The 14893-nt window shown below is 71.5% G+C and carries 17 protein-coding genes and 2 pseudogenes; 11 read left to right on the forward strand and 8 right to left on the reverse strand.

What is annotated here, in order from left to right:
- Window positions 1–61: 61 nt before the first annotated feature.
- The 3 genes and pseudogenes from FYW95_RS12120 to FYW95_RS12130 all read left to right on the forward strand — a co-directional run bounded on the left by FYW95_RS12120 (window position 62) and on the right by FYW95_RS12130 (window position 2200).
- Window positions 62–714 (forward strand): annotated as a pseudogene (locus FYW95_RS12120) (fasciclin domain-containing protein).
- A 137-nt stretch (window positions 715–851) separates the two neighbouring features.
- Window positions 852–1463 (forward strand): ECF RNA polymerase sigma factor SigK, encoded by a 612-nt coding sequence (gene sigK / locus FYW95_RS12125; RefSeq protein ID WP_159945100.1) that lies wholly within the window; start codon window positions 852–854, stop codon window positions 1461–1463.
- Window positions 1460–2200, forward strand: coding sequence for an anti-sigma factor (locus FYW95_RS12130; RefSeq protein WP_159945099.1), 741 nt, complete (start codon window positions 1460–1462; stop codon window positions 2198–2200). Before sigK ends, FYW95_RS12130 begins: the two co-directional genes overlap by 4 nt.
- A 138-nt stretch (window positions 2201–2338) precedes the next feature.
- Here the strand turns inward: FYW95_RS12130 and FYW95_RS12135 are convergent, their stop codons facing one another.
- Both FYW95_RS12135 and FYW95_RS12140 read right to left on the reverse strand, forming a co-directional pair.
- Window positions 2339–3631, reverse strand: a complete 1293-nt coding sequence (locus tag FYW95_RS12135) for an MFS transporter (protein ID WP_159945098.1) — start codon at window positions 3629–3631, stop codon at window positions 2339–2341.
- A 442-nt stretch (window positions 3632–4073) separates the two neighbouring features.
- Complete coding sequence (locus tag FYW95_RS12140; protein WP_160050354.1) at window positions 4074–5249, reverse strand: MFS transporter; 1176 nt, start codon at window positions 5247–5249, stop codon at window positions 4074–4076.
- Window positions 5250–5620: 371 nt separating this feature from the next.
- Here FYW95_RS12140 and FYW95_RS12145 point away from each other — a divergent pair, with 371 nt between their 5' ends.
- Window positions 5621–6106, forward strand: a complete 486-nt coding sequence (locus FYW95_RS12145; protein ID WP_159945097.1) for an Lrp/AsnC family transcriptional regulator — start codon at window positions 5621–5623, stop codon at window positions 6104–6106.
- Window positions 6107–6236: 130 nt separating this feature from the next.
- On the forward strand, window positions 6237–7808 hold the full coding sequence (locus FYW95_RS12150) for a long-chain-fatty-acid--CoA ligase (protein WP_159945096.1): 1572 nt from the start codon (window positions 6237–6239) through the stop codon (window positions 7806–7808).
- Window positions 7809–7842: 34 nt separating this feature from the next.
- On the opposite strand, the gene FYW95_RS12155 is transcribed toward FYW95_RS12150, so the two are convergent.
- Window positions 7843–8637 carry a VOC family protein gene (locus FYW95_RS12155; protein WP_159945095.1) on the reverse strand — a complete coding sequence of 265 codons (795 nt, stop codon included), beginning with the start codon at window positions 8635–8637 and terminating at the stop codon, window positions 7843–7845.
- 350 nt (window positions 8638–8987) lie between these two features.
- Between FYW95_RS12155 and FYW95_RS12160 the strand changes: the two genes are divergently transcribed.
- Window positions 8988–10379: an alpha/beta hydrolase domain-containing protein gene (locus FYW95_RS12160; RefSeq protein ID WP_159945094.1), complete on the forward strand. Its 1392-nt coding sequence runs from the start codon at window positions 8988–8990 to the stop codon at window positions 10377–10379.
- Window positions 10380–10707: 328 nt separating this feature from the next.
- Entirely contained in the window at window positions 10708–11139 is a 432-nt protein-coding gene (locus tag FYW95_RS12165; RefSeq protein WP_255459373.1) for a DUF5946 family protein, read from the forward strand.
- 145 nt (window positions 11140–11284) lie between these two features.
- Here FYW95_RS12165 and FYW95_RS12170 read toward each other — a convergent pair whose 3' ends face one another.
- Genes FYW95_RS12170 through FYW95_RS12180 form a run of 4 tightly spaced genes read right to left on the reverse strand, consistent with a single transcriptional unit; the run spans window position 11285 to window position 12585 of the window.
- On the reverse strand, window positions 11285–11671 hold the full coding sequence (locus FYW95_RS12170; protein ID WP_201294822.1) for a GNAT family N-acetyltransferase: 387 nt from the start codon (window positions 11669–11671) through the stop codon (window positions 11285–11287).
- A 13-nt stretch (window positions 11672–11684) separates the two neighbouring features.
- The gene (locus tag FYW95_RS12175) at window positions 11685–12011 is read right to left on the reverse strand and encodes a helix-turn-helix domain-containing protein (protein ID WP_201294823.1); all 327 of its coding nucleotides are present in this window, start codon (window positions 12009–12011) and stop codon (window positions 11685–11687) included.
- The gene (locus FYW95_RS28895; RefSeq protein ID WP_370462986.1) at window positions 11903–12181 is read right to left on the reverse strand and encodes a DUF427 domain-containing protein; all 279 of its coding nucleotides are present in this window, start codon (window positions 12179–12181) and stop codon (window positions 11903–11905) included. The genes FYW95_RS12175 and FYW95_RS28895 overlap by 109 nt, the downstream gene beginning before the upstream one ends.
- The gene (locus FYW95_RS12180; protein WP_201294825.1) at window positions 12103–12585 is read right to left on the reverse strand and encodes a hypothetical protein; all 483 of its coding nucleotides are present in this window, start codon (window positions 12583–12585) and stop codon (window positions 12103–12105) included. The genes FYW95_RS28895 and FYW95_RS12180 overlap by 79 nt, the downstream gene beginning before the upstream one ends.
- 243 nt (window positions 12586–12828) lie before the next feature.
- Here FYW95_RS12180 and FYW95_RS12185 point away from each other — a divergent pair, with 243 nt between their 5' ends.
- The 4 genes and pseudogenes from FYW95_RS12185 (at window position 12829) to FYW95_RS27695 (ending at window position 14228) form a co-directional block, all read left to right on the forward strand.
- Window positions 12829–13299 carry a carboxymuconolactone decarboxylase family protein gene (locus tag FYW95_RS12185; protein WP_159945123.1) on the forward strand — a complete coding sequence of 157 codons (471 nt, stop codon included), beginning with the start codon at window positions 12829–12831 and terminating at the stop codon, window positions 13297–13299.
- Between the two features lie 155 nt (window positions 13300–13454).
- Window positions 13455–13652 carry a hypothetical protein gene (locus tag FYW95_RS12190; protein WP_159945092.1) on the forward strand — a complete coding sequence of 66 codons (198 nt, stop codon included), beginning with the start codon at window positions 13455–13457 and terminating at the stop codon, window positions 13650–13652.
- A gap of 295 nt (window positions 13653–13947) precedes the next feature.
- A pseudogene (locus FYW95_RS28900) lies at window positions 13948–14031 on the forward strand (cupin); the annotation flags it as partial.
- Between the two features lie 17 nt (window positions 14032–14048).
- On the forward strand, window positions 14049–14228 hold the full coding sequence (locus FYW95_RS27695) for a cupin domain-containing protein (RefSeq protein ID WP_201294826.1): 180 nt from the start codon (window positions 14049–14051) through the stop codon (window positions 14226–14228).
- Window positions 14229–14323: 95 nt separating this feature from the next.
- Here the strand turns inward: FYW95_RS27695 and FYW95_RS12200 are convergent, their stop codons facing one another.
- Window positions 14324–14770: a cupin domain-containing protein gene (locus FYW95_RS12200; protein ID WP_159945091.1), complete on the reverse strand. Its 447-nt coding sequence runs from the start codon at window positions 14768–14770 to the stop codon at window positions 14324–14326.
- Window positions 14771–14893: the final 123 nt, after the last annotated feature.

Below are 14893 nucleotides of genomic sequence, written 5' to 3' on the forward strand. Positions count from 1 at the left end.
CACCGCTCCCAGGAGCGGTGAAGCGAAACAACCGAAGTTCAGCAAGTTGAAGGAGAGCATGATGATTCGCAAGTCCGCCCTCACCGTCTCCGCCTCCGCAGCCGCCCTCGCCTTCGGTCCCACCGCCTGTGGCGGCGGCATGGAAGGCAGCGCCGGCTCCGCGGAGGAGACCCCGACCAGCAGCGAGACCGAAGGCAGTGCGGGCATGGACAACGGGAAGGGGCCACGGCCCAGACCGCGGGCGAGAACTTCGGCCCCGGCTGCGCCGCGGTGCCCGAGGACGGCGCCGGCAGCTTCGAGGGCATGGCCCGGGACCCGGCCGCCACGGCGGCCTCCAACAACCCGGCGCTGTCCACGCTCGTGACGGCCGTGCAGGAGGCCGACCTGGTCGACACCCTGAACTCGGCCGAGGACATCACCGTCTTCGCACCGACCGACGACGCGTTCGCCGAGATCCCCGAGGAGGACCTCAACGCGCTGCTCGCCGACAAGGAGCAGCTGACCGAGGTACTGACCTACCACGTGGTGGAGGGCCGCCAGGACCCGTCCGCCCTGGAGGACGGCGCGTTCACCTCGCTCCAGGGCGGGGACGTCACCACCGCGGGCTCCGGCGAGGACTTCACGGTCAACGGCGACTCCGAGGTCGTCTGCGGCGACGCGCAGACCGCCAACGCCACCGTCTACATCGTCGACACCGTGCTGACGCCCCAGTAAGAGTAAGGTCCGAGGACGGTATGACCCCCGGGCGGCCTGAGCGTTGACGCCGGGCCGTCCGGGCCCCTGCCCGCACCCCGGGCACACGGCACTCCATCAACCGCAGAGCAGCACAGGAACACCAGGAAGAGGAGCGGATGGACGAGCAAGCCGCGATACCCCGGGGTCCCCGTGGGGTGGGAGCCGAACCCCGGGTTCCGCCCTCCCAGCGGCTCACGGAGCTGCTCCGCCAGGTGGCGCGCGGCGACGAAAGCGCGTTCGGGGAGGTGTACGACCTGGTCAGCCCGTCGGTGTACGGCCTGGTCCGTCGTGTGCTGCGCGATCCCGCCCAGTCGGAGGAGGTCGCGCAGGAGGTGATGGTGGAGGTCTGGCGCACCGCCTGTCGGTACGACGAGCGGCGGGGCAGCCCGCAGGCGTGGGTGATGACCCTGGCTCACCGCAGGGCGGTGGACCGGGTGCGCTCCGAGCAGGCCGCCACCGACCGCGAGGCGCGGGCGGCGGCCGCGGACGCGCAGAGACCCTACGACGAGGTGGCCGAGGAGGCCACCGACCGGCTGGAACGCGAACGGGTGCGGCGCTGCCTGGACACCCTGACCGAACTCCAGAGCCAGTCCGTACGTCTGGCCTACTACGGCGGTTACACCTATCGTGAGGTGGCCCGCCTTCTTTCGACGCCGTTGGGCACCGTGAAGACGCGGATGCGCGACGGCCTGATCCGTCTACGCGACTGCCTGGGGGTGGAGTGGTGAGGAGGAGACTGGGCCAGGACCCGCACATCCTCTCGGGAGCCTACGCCCTGGGTGCGCTGTCGCCGGGTGAGAGCGTGCGCTTCGAGGACCACCTGGCCGACTGCGACTCCTGCGTACAGGAGGTCCGCGGCTTCGCCGAGACCACCGCCCTGCTCGGCTCCGCCGCCGCGAGCACGCCCCCCGCCCAGCTGCGCGAGCGGGTGATGGAGGAGGTTGCCCGGACACGGCAGCTCGCCCCTCCGCCCCAGCGCGTCCCCGACCCGCGCCGCGGCGGGTGGACGCGGGGTCTGGGGCTCGTGCTGGCCGCCTGCCTGGCCGCCGTGATCGCCCTGGGCGTGGTCGCCTTCGACCAGGTCCGACAGATCCGGGAGCTGCGGGAGAACGAGCAGCTCATCGCGGCGGTGCTGGCCGACCCCAACGCCTCCTACACCAGCGCGGAGCCCATGGAGGGCGTGTCCGTGACCGTGGTGCGCTCCGAGCGCACCGGGCGGCTGGTGTTCAGCGCGCACGGCCTGGACCGGCTGCACGACGAGGACTACCAGCTCTGGCTGACCCGCGACGACGGCACCGTGTACTCGGCCGGGGTGCTGACCGTGGACGAGTCCGGTTTCGTGAGCCCGGTCCTGGCCGCCCCGCAGGGTCCGGCCACCGAGGGCGTGGCCGTGACCATCGAGCCCGAGGGCGGCTCCGAGCAGCCCACCTCCGACCCGGTGATGGCGCTGCCGATCGACGGCTGACCCCGGGCGGCCGTGGCCCGGTCCCCGGTGACCGGCACGGCGGTCCCCGGTTCGGAGTTCCCGGACGCCGCCCGCTACGGCGACTGGTCCGATGATCGGACCGCTCGCCGACGGCCGGCGCGTCCGGACCCGCCGGGGTCAGGCCACGGAGACCTCCTCGGGCCGGGGCAGGTCGCGCATCACCGGCGAGAGGCTGAACAGCGCGGCGAGCGCGGACACCAGGGCCATCGTCAGGAACACCCAGGTGGGTCCGGCCAGGTCGAAGATCACCCCGGTGCCGAGGATGCCGATCGGCTGGGAGACCAGGGCCATGAACGTGACCGCGCCCAGGACCCGGCCCTGGTGGCCGTCGGTGACCGAGGCCGAGACGTAGGCGTGGAAGACCGCGTTCACGCACGGCACGATGGCGAACACGCAGCCCACCAGCATCCCGAGCGACAGCACGGTGGGGGCGACCACCAGCGCGAGCGCGCACACCGGGGCGCTCCAGGCCGCGGCGAGGAAGGTGGCCGAGGGACGCACCCACCTGACCACCACCCCGGCGAGCAGGGCGCCGACCAGGCCCCCGGTTCCGGCCAGGGAGACGGTGAGCCCGATCTGGAAGTGGCTGGCGCCCTGGCCCTCGGCGGTCGCGATGAGGGCCAGAAAGGCGCCCGTCTGGGTGAAGGTCAGGTTGAAGCCGACGATCCACAGCATCATCGGGCGCAGTATCGGGTGCCTGGCCAGCACGGTGAACCCGGTGACCGTGTCGCGCAGCGTCCACCGTTCGGGCTCGTCGAGCCGGTGGGCCTGCATCGGGCGTCGGATGAGGGCCACGAGCACCGCGGAGGCCAGGTAGCTCAGCGCCTCGGCGGCGAAGGGGAAGGCACGGCCGAGGCTGAAGAGGGACCCGGCGACCGGTGCGCCCAGTGCGGTGGTGGTGAAGAAGCGGATCTGGTTCTGGGCGGAGGCCTCGGCCACCTGTGCCGGGGGCACCAACTGCTTGATGGAGGCCATCGCGACGGGGTTGGAGACGCCCATCATGGCCGCGGAGCCGACCGCGACGCCCACGATGACGGGAAGCGTGGCGTGCTCGGTGAACAGGAGGACGGCGAAGAGGCCGAGCAGTGCCAGGCGACCGAGGTCGCAGCACAGCAGGATCGTCCTGCGGTTGGACCGGTCGGCGAGCGAGCCGCCGATGACCGCGGCGACCATGGTGGCGACGACCTGGGCGGCTCCGATGACGCCCGCCTGCGTCGCCGACCCCACGAGGAGGAGGGCGAGCAGGGGGTAGGCGACCTCGCCGCTCTCCTTGCCGAGCCCGGCGAGGAAGCGGCTGGTCCACAGGATCTGGAAGTCGCGGTTGCGGATGAGCGGGAGGTTCTGTTCCGCGCTGTCGGCGGGGGGCCTCGCCCCGGTCGACACGGAGGGGCGGTGCTGCCGCTCTGTCATCGCAATCGACTGACCCGTCCGCAGACCCCGAACGGGGGCCTGACGAGGGGGGTGGTTCTCATGCCGTCATTATGCGCGCATTGCCCTCTTTGGCGAACTTTGATGTTTCTGTCCTGAGCACGGTAGGGATCGGCGGGAAAATCCGCTCCGGACGTGGTGTAGGGACCCGCCCCGGAGAACGCGCGCGCCGGTGTCGGGGGCCGGGAGCGTGCCGAGTGAACAGGAGGAACCACGGAGCGCACACGGAACCGGGGCCGCGAACGCCCCGGAGCCCCCGGTCCGGCTGCGCCGGGCCCCGGGCAAGCGCCGGGGCCCGGCTGCCAGGAACGACGGCGGAGGGTCCGCGGGAGGCCCGAACGGCGGTCGCGGCGAAAATGGCCGGGTTCGGCCATCCGTCCCGCCGACCGGTGTCCACGGCCGTCGGCCGACCGCGGAACCACCGTCAGACCGGGCGGCCCGCGGCCGCGGCCTCGACACCGCGCGGGGTGCGCTCGGCGTGGGCCACCACGAGGGCGGCCACCAGAGAGCCCCCGGCCACCAGCGCGTACGAGGCGGTCCACCCCCCGGTCAGTTCGCCGAGCAGGCCGAACAGCAGCGGGCCGCCCAGGGCCATGCCGCTGCCCGCGCCCTGCACGAACCCGGACAGGGCCGCCGCGCCCTGCGGGGTGGTGCTGCGGGCGTTGATCATCGTCATGGTCACCACGAACAGGCTGGTGCCCAGACCCAGGGCGAGCACCCACAGCGGGGCCAGCCCGGAGGCCAGGGCGATGCCCGCGTAACCGACCGCGTAACCGGCCAGGCCGAGCGCCACGACCGGGAAGGTGTTGGAGGCGCGCAGCGTGACCGTGGGTGCCACCAGGCCGAACAGCAGGCTGGTGCCGACCATCAGGGACACCATGCTCCCGGCCATGGCCGGGGTGTGACCGGCGTCGGTGAGGAGGGTGGGCAGCCAGGTGAACAGGGTGAAGACGTTCCACGTGACCATGCCGAAGAGGAGGGCCATCCGCCAGGCCATACCGACCCGCCAGATCGGCCGGGCCAGCGCGGGGCCCGCGGTCGTCGGCGCGGCGGCGGCCGCCGGGTGCGGTCGGCCGCGCTGGAGCGCCCACAGCAGGGCGGCGACCAGGGCGAGCACCGACCAGGACCCCAGGGCGAAGCGCCAGCCCACCACCTCGGCGAGAGGGACGGCGACCAGGGGCGGGACGAGGGCGCCCACGTGGATGGCGACCATCTGGACGGTGCTCAGGGCGGCCAGGCGGTCGGGGAAGTACTGCTTGATCAGCGGCGGGATCACGACGTTGCCGAGCGCCGCACCGGTGAGGGCGACCCCGGTGAGCACCAGCAGGGTTCCGGTGCCGGGGGCGAAGGCGCGCAGGGCCTGGCCGACACCGGTCAGCAGCATGCTGAGCACGGCGGTGGACTCCGGCCCCAGGCGGCGCATGACCGCGGGCGTGACCAGGCCGAAGACGGCGAAGGCGACCAGCGGCAGGGTGCCGAGGAGGCCGACCACCGCGGCGCCGAAGCCGAGTTCCCCGCCGACGGTGGTCAGCAGGGGTGACAGGGAGGTGACCACCAGGCGCAGGTTCAGGGCGGCGCAGACGACGGCGGCCAGGGCCAGGGCGCGGCCACGGGTACGGCTCGGGTCGCGGTGCCGGCCGCGGACGGGACCGCGGCGCTGACCGCGGTCGCGGGTCTGGCGGCGGAGCGAAGCCGGATCGGGGGTGTGGGCCCGGCTTCGTCCCCGCTCGTGCGGGCGTACCGACGGTCGGTCGGTGGTGCCCGCGACGGAGGAAGGTCTCACGGTACGGACGTCCCTTGTGTTCTGCGGTGGTGCCTCATCGCACCGGGTCGGGGCCGAACGGCGGGGCGACACTGCCTGCCCGGAAGGATCGCTTCCTGGCGAGCCAAATACGACCTTTTCTCCCAAATGTTAGACACAGAGCGGACGGGTAGACAAGATTCCGTACTTTCTACGGATATACTGGCCGCATGGCTGATCTTGACGAACTTGATACGGCGATCCTGGCCGAACTCCAGTCAGACGCGCGGAAAACCAACCGGGATGTGGCCGCCGCGGTCGGCGCTTCGCCCACGACGACCCTCGATCGGACCCGTGCGCTGCGAGAAAGGGGTGTGATTCGGGGCTCACTGCTGGACGTGGACCTGGAGAGGATCGGCCGTCCGGTGCAGGCGCTCATCACCGTGAGCGTGGTCAAGCCCTCGCGCCACAACATCGAGGCCTTCCGCGACTGGGTGAGCTCGCTGCCCGACACCTTGTCGGTGTTCGTGACCTCGGGCAGCGAGGACTTCCTCATCCACGTGGCGCTGCCCGACAACAACAGCCTGTACGCGTTCGTCATCGACAAGCTGACCGAGCGCCCCGAGGTCGCCGACGTGCGCGCGTCGATCGTCTACGAGCACCTGCGCAACCACCGCATCGCCCCGACCAACGCCCGCGCCCGACGCCGGGTCTGAAGCCCGCACGCCGCCGAACCCGTGACCCGCGCCGCACCGACACGTAGGGTGTCCGCTGTGACGCGGATCTCCCCCGTGGACGAGCCCGCCGCCGCCCCTGTCCCGCAGACGCAGAAAGGCACCACGGCACATGGAACTCGCCCTGACCCCCCTGGAGTTCGCCCGCCGCACGCGTAGGCTGCACCCCGCGCGCGAGGCGGTCGTCGACCGGGACCTGCGGCTGACCTACGAGGAGTTCTTCGACCGCTGCGACCGCTGGTCGTCGGTCCTGCAGGGCATGGGGGTGGCCAAGGGCGACCGCGTCGCCTACATCGCGCCCAACACCCACGCCCAGCTGGAGTCCTTCTACGCGGTACCGCAGCTGGGCGCGGTGCTGGTTCCGGTCAACTTCCGGCTCTCGGCGGACGACTTCGCCTACATCGTCAACCACTCCGGAGCCCGGGTGCTGTGCGTGCACGCCGACCAGCTCGACGCCGTGGACGGGGTCCGCGACCGGATGCCGGGCGTGGAGCGCTTCGTCGCCCTGGAGGGCGCGCGGCCCGGATGGGAGGACTACGAGGAGCTCGTGGCCGGGGCCGAACCGGAGTTCACCCGCCCCGAGATCGCCGAGGGGGACCTCCTCAGCCTCAACTACACCAGCGGCACCACGGCCCGACCCAAGGGGGTGATGATCACCCACCGCAACGCCTACATGAACTCCGTGGGTACCCTGCTCCACCTGCGGATCGACGTCGGCGAGCGGTACCTGTGGACGCTGCCGATGTTCCACGCCAACGGGTGGACCTACACCTGGACGGTCACGGCCGCCGGGGCCACCCACGTGTGCCTGCCCGCGATGACCCCGGCCAACGTGTACGAGCTGATCCGCGCCGAGGACGTCCGCTGGCTGTGCGCGGCACCGACCGTGCTGATCATGCTGGCCAACGCACCCGAGGAGGTCCGCGGCGAGGTGCCGCCCGGCGTACACGTGGTCACCGCCGGGGCCTCACCCGCCGCCGCCACGATCGAACGCCTGGAGGACGGTTTCGGCTGGACCGTCACCCATGTCTACGGCCTGACCGAGACCGCGCCGTTCATCACCGTGTGCGAACCGCGCGCGGAGCACGCCGCCCTGTCCCCGCGCGAGCGCGCCGCCGTCAAGGCCCGCCAGGGGGTCGAGCTGATCACCTCCGGCGAACTGCGCGTGGTGGACGCCGACGGCGCGGAGGTGCCCTGGGACGGCACGACCGTCGGCGAGATCACCGTGCGCGGCAACGTGGTGATGAAGGGCTACTACAACGACCCCGAGGCCACCGAGCGGGCCATGGGCGACGGCTGGTTCCACACGGGCGACGCCGCGGTGGTCCACCCCGACGGGTACGTGGAGATCCAGGACCGGATCAAGGACGTCATCATCTCCGGCGGCGAGAACATCTCCTCCGTCGAGGTGGAGGGGGTCCTGCTGCGGCACCCGGCGGTGCTGGAGGCGGCCGTGGTCGGCGTACCGCACGAGCGCTGGGGCGAGACGCCCCGGGCCTCCGTGGTCCTGCGCGACGGCGCCTCGGTCACCGAGGCGGAGGTCATCGCCTTCGCGCGGGAGAACCTGGCCCACTTCAAGGCGCCCACGAGCGTGGAGTTCGTGGACCGGCTCCCCAAGACGGCCACCGGCAAGATCCAGAAGTTCGTGCTGCGCGGCGGCGCCTCCGCCGTCTCCCGGCAGTAGACGGCCCCTGCCGGCGCGATCGCGCGGGCCCGTGTCAGTCCGGAGAGGGCTGGAGCAGCACGAACCCCGCCTGGAAGGGGTCCGAGCACACGGCGAGGCGGCCGACGCCCGGCGTGTGCTCGGGGCCCATGTACACCTCGCCCCCCGCGGTCCGCACCCGTTCGGCCGCGAGGTCGCAGTCGACGACCGCGAACACCGGGTGCCACTCCGCGGAACCGCCGTTGTCGGACAGGTGTGCGGGGTCGACCGCCATGAGGCCGCCGTGCGCGCGCTCCCGCCCCGCGCCGGGGGGCGTGAGGACCGTGTACGTCCCGGCCTCGCCCGGCAGTTCGAAGTCGCTGACGCCCCACTTGAACAGGCGCGTGTAGAACTCGCGCGAACCCTCGCCGTCGGGTGTCCACAGCTCGACCCAGCACAGGCTTCCCGGCCGGTCGGTGACCTCGATCCCGGGGACCCTCTCGGCCTGCCACAGGCCGAAGGAGGCGCCCTGAGGGTCGAAGAACTGGGCTGTGCGACCGAAGTTCCACACGTCGAACGGCTCCACCAGCAAAGTGCCGCCGAGGCGTTCCACGGTGATGATGGTGTCGTCCACGTCGGGGTCGGCGAAGTAGATCGTCCAGGTCGGGCGCTCACTCTCGGTCCAGCGGGGGTGGAGGCCGCCGACCACCGCCCCGTCCAGGCGCAGGAGCACATAGCCGCCGCTCTCGGGCGCGGGCGGAGCGGCCTCCCAGCCGAACACCTCGCGGTAGAAGGCGCCCGAGACGTCCACGTCGGGTGAGGACACCTCGATCCAGCACGGTGAGCCGGGCATGAAGTCGGTGGTGATCATCGCCGCCCCTCTCGGTAGTGCGCACACCTCACCCGACTCCTTCCCCGGTCGGCGGCCTCCCGGGATTCGGGGCGGCAAAGTCTCGCTCAACTCGGCGTTGCCCGGTGGCACCCGGACAGCTCCGCGGACGGGCGCAGGTGGACCAGGCCGGCCACCGCGTCGGCGTGCCCGGCGCGGCCGGAGGAGCAGGCGTTCGGTCCGGATCCGCTTGCGCCGTTCACCCGTACGGCCGAGCACGGCACGGCCATCGGTGGATCCACGCGTTCCCGTCCGCCCGCGCCAGGACTCCTTGTCGGCCCCCCGCGCCCGCCCTAGCATTCCGGCAACACCGAGCTACCCAGAGGTACTCCATGCGGACGAGCACCCCCCTGCGCCTGGGCGCGGTCGCCACCGGACTGGCCGTTCTCCCCGGCCTGCTCGGCACGGTACCGGCCCTCGCCGAACCCGCCGACGTCCCCGCCGCCACCGTGTCCGGGCCCGTCCCCGTCACCGACGACTCCTACCCCTTCATGTCCGCCGACGGCCCCGAGGCCCCCCCGATCGAGGCGGGCGTGCCCATCGAGGTCGACCTCGGCGCGCACGGCTACGTCGAGGAGGAGTTCCTCCTGGAGGGCACCGCCGAGCACCGCGACCCCGCCACCGGCGAGGTCACCGGCTCCTCCCCCTACACCACCCGGATGGTGGTGCGGAGGCCCGCCCGCACCCGCGACTTCAGCGGCACGGCCTTCCTGGAGTGGAACAACGTCAGCTTCGGCCAGGACATCGAGATCGACTGGTTCCTGTCCCACGACTACCTCATGCGCGAGGGCCACGTCTGGGTCGGCCTCTCCGCCCAGCGGGTCGGGGTCGACGCGCTGCGCGCCTGGGACCCCGAGCGCTACGGCGGGCTGACCGTCGGCGGCCGCGAGCTGGCCGACGCCCCGGCGTTCGACATCTACTCCCAGACCGCCCGCGCCCTGCGCTCGCCCGAGGGCGTCGACCCGCTGCCCGGCCTCGACGTCGACACGGTCATCGCCACCGGCCACTCCCAGTCGGCCCGGTACCTGTCCGCCTACCACAACACCGTCCACCCCCACCACGGGGTCGTCGACGGCTTCGTGATCCACGGCGCCCCCACCGCGCTGGAGGAGGGCACCACGCCCGTCATGCGGGTCCTGGCGGAGACCGACGTGCGCCTGCGCTCCCAGAGCCAGGAGCCGGACTCGGCGTACTTCCGCCGCTGGGAGGTGGCCGGGACCGCGCACGTCGGCTACACCGAGTACCTCACCTTCGCCCCGCTCATCGCCCGGGAGAACCCGGGCACCCGGCCGCAGCGGTGCGACCGGCCGCCGTTCAGCCGCATCCCGTTCCACCACGTCCTGAACGCGGCCTACGAGCACATGGTGGACTGGGTCGAGGACGGCACCGCGCCGCCGCGGGCGCCGCGGCTGGCGTGGGAGGACGCCGCGACGGCGCGCCGCGACGAGCACGGCAACCGACTGGGCGGGATCCGCCTGCCCGAGCACGAGGTCGCCACGGCGCTCAACCACGGCGACAACACCGGCGACCCGTTCTGCGTCCTCCAGGGCACCCACGTCCCCTTCGACGAGGAGACCCTCCAGGAGCTGTACCCGCGGCGCGGCGGGTACGTCTGGCAGGTGAACCGGGCCGTCAACCGGGCCCGGCACGACGGCTACCTCCTGGCCGAGGACGCCCGGGACTCGCGCAAGGACGCCCTGCGCACGTCCTACCCCTGGTGGTAGACCGTGGTGTGGGGCCCGGGAGGGGCCGGGCCCCCACCGCGACCAGGTGCGCGTCGTCAGTACCGATCGCGTCCGGATAGGCGGCGCCGCGGCCCTGGGCATCGCCGCCCTGCTCCTGCCGCCGCTGCGCGCCGTGACCGAGCGCCGGACTGCACCCGGCCGATGCTCTGCCGCACCAACGCGCCTCCCGCCGGGCCCGACCGCTTCCTGATCAGCGCTTGAAGTGCACGAAGAGGCGGCCAGGATACTTGCCCGAGTTCACTTCCGAGCCGCGCGCATCCGCGGAAATCGACTCGCCCTCCCGGGCCGCGTACGCGAGTATCGCGGCATGGACACGTGTGCACAGTGCGGAGCGGTGAGCGAAACTCCCTGCGAGGAGTTGTTCCAGCAACTGTTGGCGCTGGACCACTCCCGCCAGGAGCCGTGGGGGCCACTGCACGGCGTCGCCGTCGCGTGCTACCGCCTCCAGCACCCGGCATCCCTCACCGAGGGCTCGCACGTCTTTCCGCTGGAGCTGCTGCGGGCCTACGTCGAGGGCGGGCCCGAAGCGGCGCGCAGGATGACCGAACACGCCCGCCGCGCCAACTCCCACAGGGCCCGCCGACCGGAACACACGGTCACCGCTCCCCGCTCGGAGGCACCCACCGGGTTCGCGTTCACCATCGCCGAGGTCGCCGTGGACGGCGGCTTCCCCGCTGACGGCTACCCCGGGCGTGTCCGCTCCTGGGCGGAGGCGACCCTGGCCGGATGGCGGGGCTGACCGATCCGCCGGCTCAGTGCCTGAAGTGGATGAACAGGCGGCCAGGATACTTACGAAGCCGCACTTCGCAACCTCGGAGGCGCTCAGGCCTGGCCGGGGAGGGTGACATGGACGCGGTGCGGACCGTTGTAGTGGTGACCCTCGCCTACGGGAAGGCAGCCCAGTCGGGCGGCCAGGCGCAGGCTGGGCGCGTTGTCGATGTGGATGAGCGCCCAGACCGAGTGCAGGCGAGAGGGTCAAGGCCGTGGCGGACAGCCAGGTACCAGCCGATCTCCGGCAGCCCGCCGGGCAGTCCCCCCGAGGGGCGCAGATGGGCGAGGCCGACCAGAGCGCCGTCGAGCAGCACGGCCCCGTGCCCCGGTTCCGGCGGCCCGTCGTAGGCCAGCCGGTTGTCGACCATCCGTCGGGCCAGGGCCGGGTCGGAGAGATCCGCCCCCAACAGGGAGCTCATGGCCGGGTCGGCGAACAGGTCCACCGCGTCATCGGCGTGCCGTTCCGCAAGGGGTTCCAGGACCAGCCGGTCGCTGGACAAGCACTTCTGCCGCTCACCCGTCGGACCGCCGGGAGTCAGTGTTTGAAATGCACGTATAGACGGCCAAGATACTTGCAACGACCGCACTTCGGTGCTTCACGGCCATCCGGGCGGCAAGGGCGCCGGGCAGCGCGCGACGGGAGTTGACCCCGAACTTCGTGTACACCTTCCGCAGGTGCCACTCGACGGTGTGCGGGCTGGTGAAGAGCTCCGTGCCGGTCTTCGCCTTCGTCATGCCGGCGGCGGCGAGCACGGCGACCTGGGGCTCCTGGGGGGGTGAGTGCGCTCGTCGTCGCCGTCGGAGGACCAGTAGCTGCTCGTCGTCCCCTTGTAGGGGCATCGGGTCACCGTGTCCGAGTGCCGCAGCCGCGTCCCGTCGATGTTCGCGCGATCGAGGTAGTAACGGGTCGGCAGGCCGGTCTCGAACAACGTCACGCAGTCGGCCGTTTCCGCCAGCACGGCGCCGTCCAGCTCCACTCGGACCGAGCTGCTGGAACGCAGAGCGTCCACGCGGGAGTACGGGCTGCGCGGATGAAGAAGATCGGCTCGTCCTCCTCGAACCAGGAGTCCAGCGCCCCCACTCGAAACGCACGGTGTCGCGCAGGGCTCGCGGGGCGCCTTCCCCAGATCCACGCCTCCCCCGTGCGGACTTCCGGACCGACGTGCAGGGGGTGACGGTGTGCGGGTCCGGCGCCGAGCTGCTCGGTGTGCTCGTCGTCGTGGAGCACACCCTCCACCAGGTCCTCGATCGGGATGCTGAACTGCGGATGTGCCCGCCATTCCCAGACGTACAGCGCGTGGCGGGTGTCGAAGGCGACCCGGCTGCCGATCATTCCGCGGATCCGGCGGGGAACGGGTTCGACGTGGCCGATCGGGACGGTGAGACTCGGGTGCAGGGCACCTTTGGATGCCATGGTGTTTACCTTGTGTTCGGAGGTGCGGCACTCGCCGCACCCGGTGTCCGTGGGCGCGGAAGGAAGGCGCCGGCTCGGGCCGACGGGCCCTGATCTACTCCTTCGATGGCATCGACACCCGACAGCGTCGCCGAAAGCGGGACACGGTGCGCAATCGCACGGTGTGGTGAGCGAGGTGTTGTCACAAAACGCGAGGGCTCGCGGTCAATGGGCTGTCAGTGTTCCCACTTGAGGAGATACACCGTGGACGCTCGCGTCAACTACTTCGGCAACGCCCTCGCCGGAAAGGTCATGAAGCACCTCAACTCGGCCGGAGCGGCAGTGCATGCGGCCATCCCGGTCACCACTCAGGAGCTGGTGAAGATCCGTGCCAGCCAGATCAACGGCTGCGGCTTCTGCACCGACATGCACACCAAGGACGCCGCCGCGGCGGGTGAGGACCAGCAGCGTCTGAACCTGGTGGCCGTGTGGCGCGAGGCCACGGTCTTCTCGGACGCCGAGCGCGCCGCGCTGGAGCTGACCGAGCAGGGCACGCGCATCGCGGACGCCTCGGGCGGTGTGTCGGACGAGGCGTGGGCGAACGCCGCGAAGCACTACGACGAGGACCAGCTCGCCGCACTGATCTCGCTGATCGCCGTCATCAACGCCTACAACCGCATCAACGTCATCAACCAGCAGCCGGCCGGCGGCTACAAGCCCGGCATGTTCGGCTGAGTCAGCCGCTCCGGCCCGGCCGGACACGAACCGTCCGTCGCCTGGTCACTCCGACCACCGACCAGGCGACGGGCCGAGCCCGCCCCAGCCGGTCGACGGATGCCAGCCCGGCGGGCCGTGCCATCCGCCGCGGGCCACGGATCCCAAGGACCCTCATGTCAGAACGCCACGCACTCGCCTCCCCGCGAGGGGTCGGCACGGACGTCTTGGAAGTCGCCTGCTACGGGACGGGTTCAACGGTCGAGGACACCGTGCTGCCGCTACACGGTTTCCCCTACGGCATCCACGGCTGCCTGGGTGTGGAGCGCGCCTACCTCGCCGGGGACGACCGGGGCGGGCGCACGGGTGGCTGATGGAGCCGCCGTTGGCGTCCCGCTTCATCCGCCGCCAAGCCGTCGAATGACACGACCGGAGCCTCGGCGGTCCGAGTCGGCGCGTCACAGCGCACCGGCCGCGGAAAAGGAACCAGACATGTCGTACCCGTACCCGGAACAGAAGTACTGGGGAGAGGACGGTGAGGTCGGCGCCGTCTTCCGGCCGGTCACCACACCGCCGGACATCGGTGAGAGCGGTACCGGCAAGGACGCCCTCCACTATTTGGCGACCACCGGCACCACGCAGGGTGAGTTCGGTCTGTACCGGGTGGAGATGCGGCCCAGGGCGGGCGGCCCCAAGAGCCACTACCACAAGCGAATCTCGGAGTCGTTCTTCATCCTCGACGGCACGGTGCGGGTGGTCAACGGTGCGCAGTGGGTCGACGCCCGCAGGGGGACTTCCTGCACGTGCCCCAGGGCGGGCCGCACGCCTTCCGCAACGACTCCGACGCCCCGCGCGAGGAGTACTTCGAGCAGGTCTCCCAACTGGTGCGCACCTCCGAGGAGGAGCGTGCAGCGTTCTTCGACAGGCACGACTCGTACTTCGTGGAATAGGAGCGGCAGCCACCAACGGAAGGGCCCCGTATCCCTGACATTCCGGCGACGACCGGTGTCACGGGTACGGGGCCCTGTGAGCGTCCGACCACGAGTCAGGCGGTGGCCCGCGGAGCGCGCAGGTGGGCGCGCTCCCTCAGCTCCTCCTCGTCGACCAATTCGAGCATGGGCCTGCCGGGAGCGCACATCATGGTGACAACGAACTCCGTCGTCTCGTCGTCGAGGGCGTTGCCGTCCTGGTAGTGGATGGCGTCGCCGCCCGGCTCCCAGAAGGTTCCGCCGGCCTCGACGATGCGCTCGGGCTCACCCTCGAGTTCGAAGCGAACGGCACCCTTGATGACGTACCCGAAGGCCGGGCCGGAGTGACGGTGCGGCGGGGTGCCGGGGTCACCAGGCTCCCACTGGATGTGGATGGTCATCGCCGAGGCGCCCTCGGGAACGGTGATCGGCGAGGCGTCCTGGAGCATCTTCGCCGCGCGGGTCCAGCTGGGGCCGTCCGCGTCGCCGTGGCCGTGGTGGTCGTGCTGTGAGTTCTCCGACACTGGGTCTCACCTTCCGTGGTTCCATCGTGCGCTGGCGACGCATCGTCCGCCGGCACGGTTCATGTCCGGTCGTAAAGCCGCTTGATCCTTCTGACCAGGTGTCGGCCGGATCTGTGACAAGGG

The organism is Nocardiopsis sp. FR4 (assembly GCF_009830945.1).
Classification (GTDB): domain Bacteria; phylum Actinomycetota; class Actinomycetes; order Streptosporangiales; family Streptosporangiaceae; genus Nocardiopsis.

What these genes read in the sequence shown, in the direction of transcription:
- FYW95_RS12155 (WP_159945095.1), bottom strand. Translation starts at nt 8,637, where the DNA reads ATGATCACCACCGACTTCATGCCCGGCTCACCGTGCTGGATCGAGGTG.
- sigK (WP_159945100.1), top strand. Translation starts at nt 852, where the DNA reads ATGGACGAGCAAGCCGCGATACCCCGGGGTCCCCGTGGGGTGGGAGCC.
- FYW95_RS12145 (WP_159945097.1), top strand. Translation starts at nt 5,621, where the DNA reads ATGGCTGATCTTGACGAACTTGATACGGCGATCCTGGCCGAACTCCAG.
- FYW95_RS12135 (WP_159945098.1), bottom strand. Translation starts at nt 3,631, where the DNA reads ATGACAGAGCGGCAGCACCGCCCCTCCGTGTCGACCGGGGCGAGGCCC.
- FYW95_RS12160 (WP_159945094.1), top strand. Translation starts at nt 8,988, where the DNA reads ATGCGGACGAGCACCCCCCTGCGCCTGGGCGCGGTCGCCACCGGACTG.
- FYW95_RS12180 (WP_201294825.1), bottom strand. Translation starts at nt 12,585, where the DNA reads ATGGCATCCAAAGGTGCCCTGCACCCGAGTCTCACCGTCCCGATCGGC.
- FYW95_RS12165 (WP_255459373.1), top strand. Translation starts at nt 10,708, where the DNA reads ATGGACACGTGTGCACAGTGCGGAGCGGTGAGCGAAACTCCCTGCGAG.
- FYW95_RS12190 (WP_159945092.1), top strand. Translation starts at nt 13,455, where the DNA reads ATGTCAGAACGCCACGCACTCGCCTCCCCGCGAGGGGTCGGCACGGAC.
- FYW95_RS12175 (WP_201294823.1), bottom strand. Translation starts at nt 12,011, where the DNA reads ATGCCCCTACAAGGGGACGACGAGCAGCTACTGGTCCTCCGACGGCGA.
- FYW95_RS12150 (WP_159945096.1), top strand. Translation starts at nt 6,237, where the DNA reads ATGGAACTCGCCCTGACCCCCCTGGAGTTCGCCCGCCGCACGCGTAGG.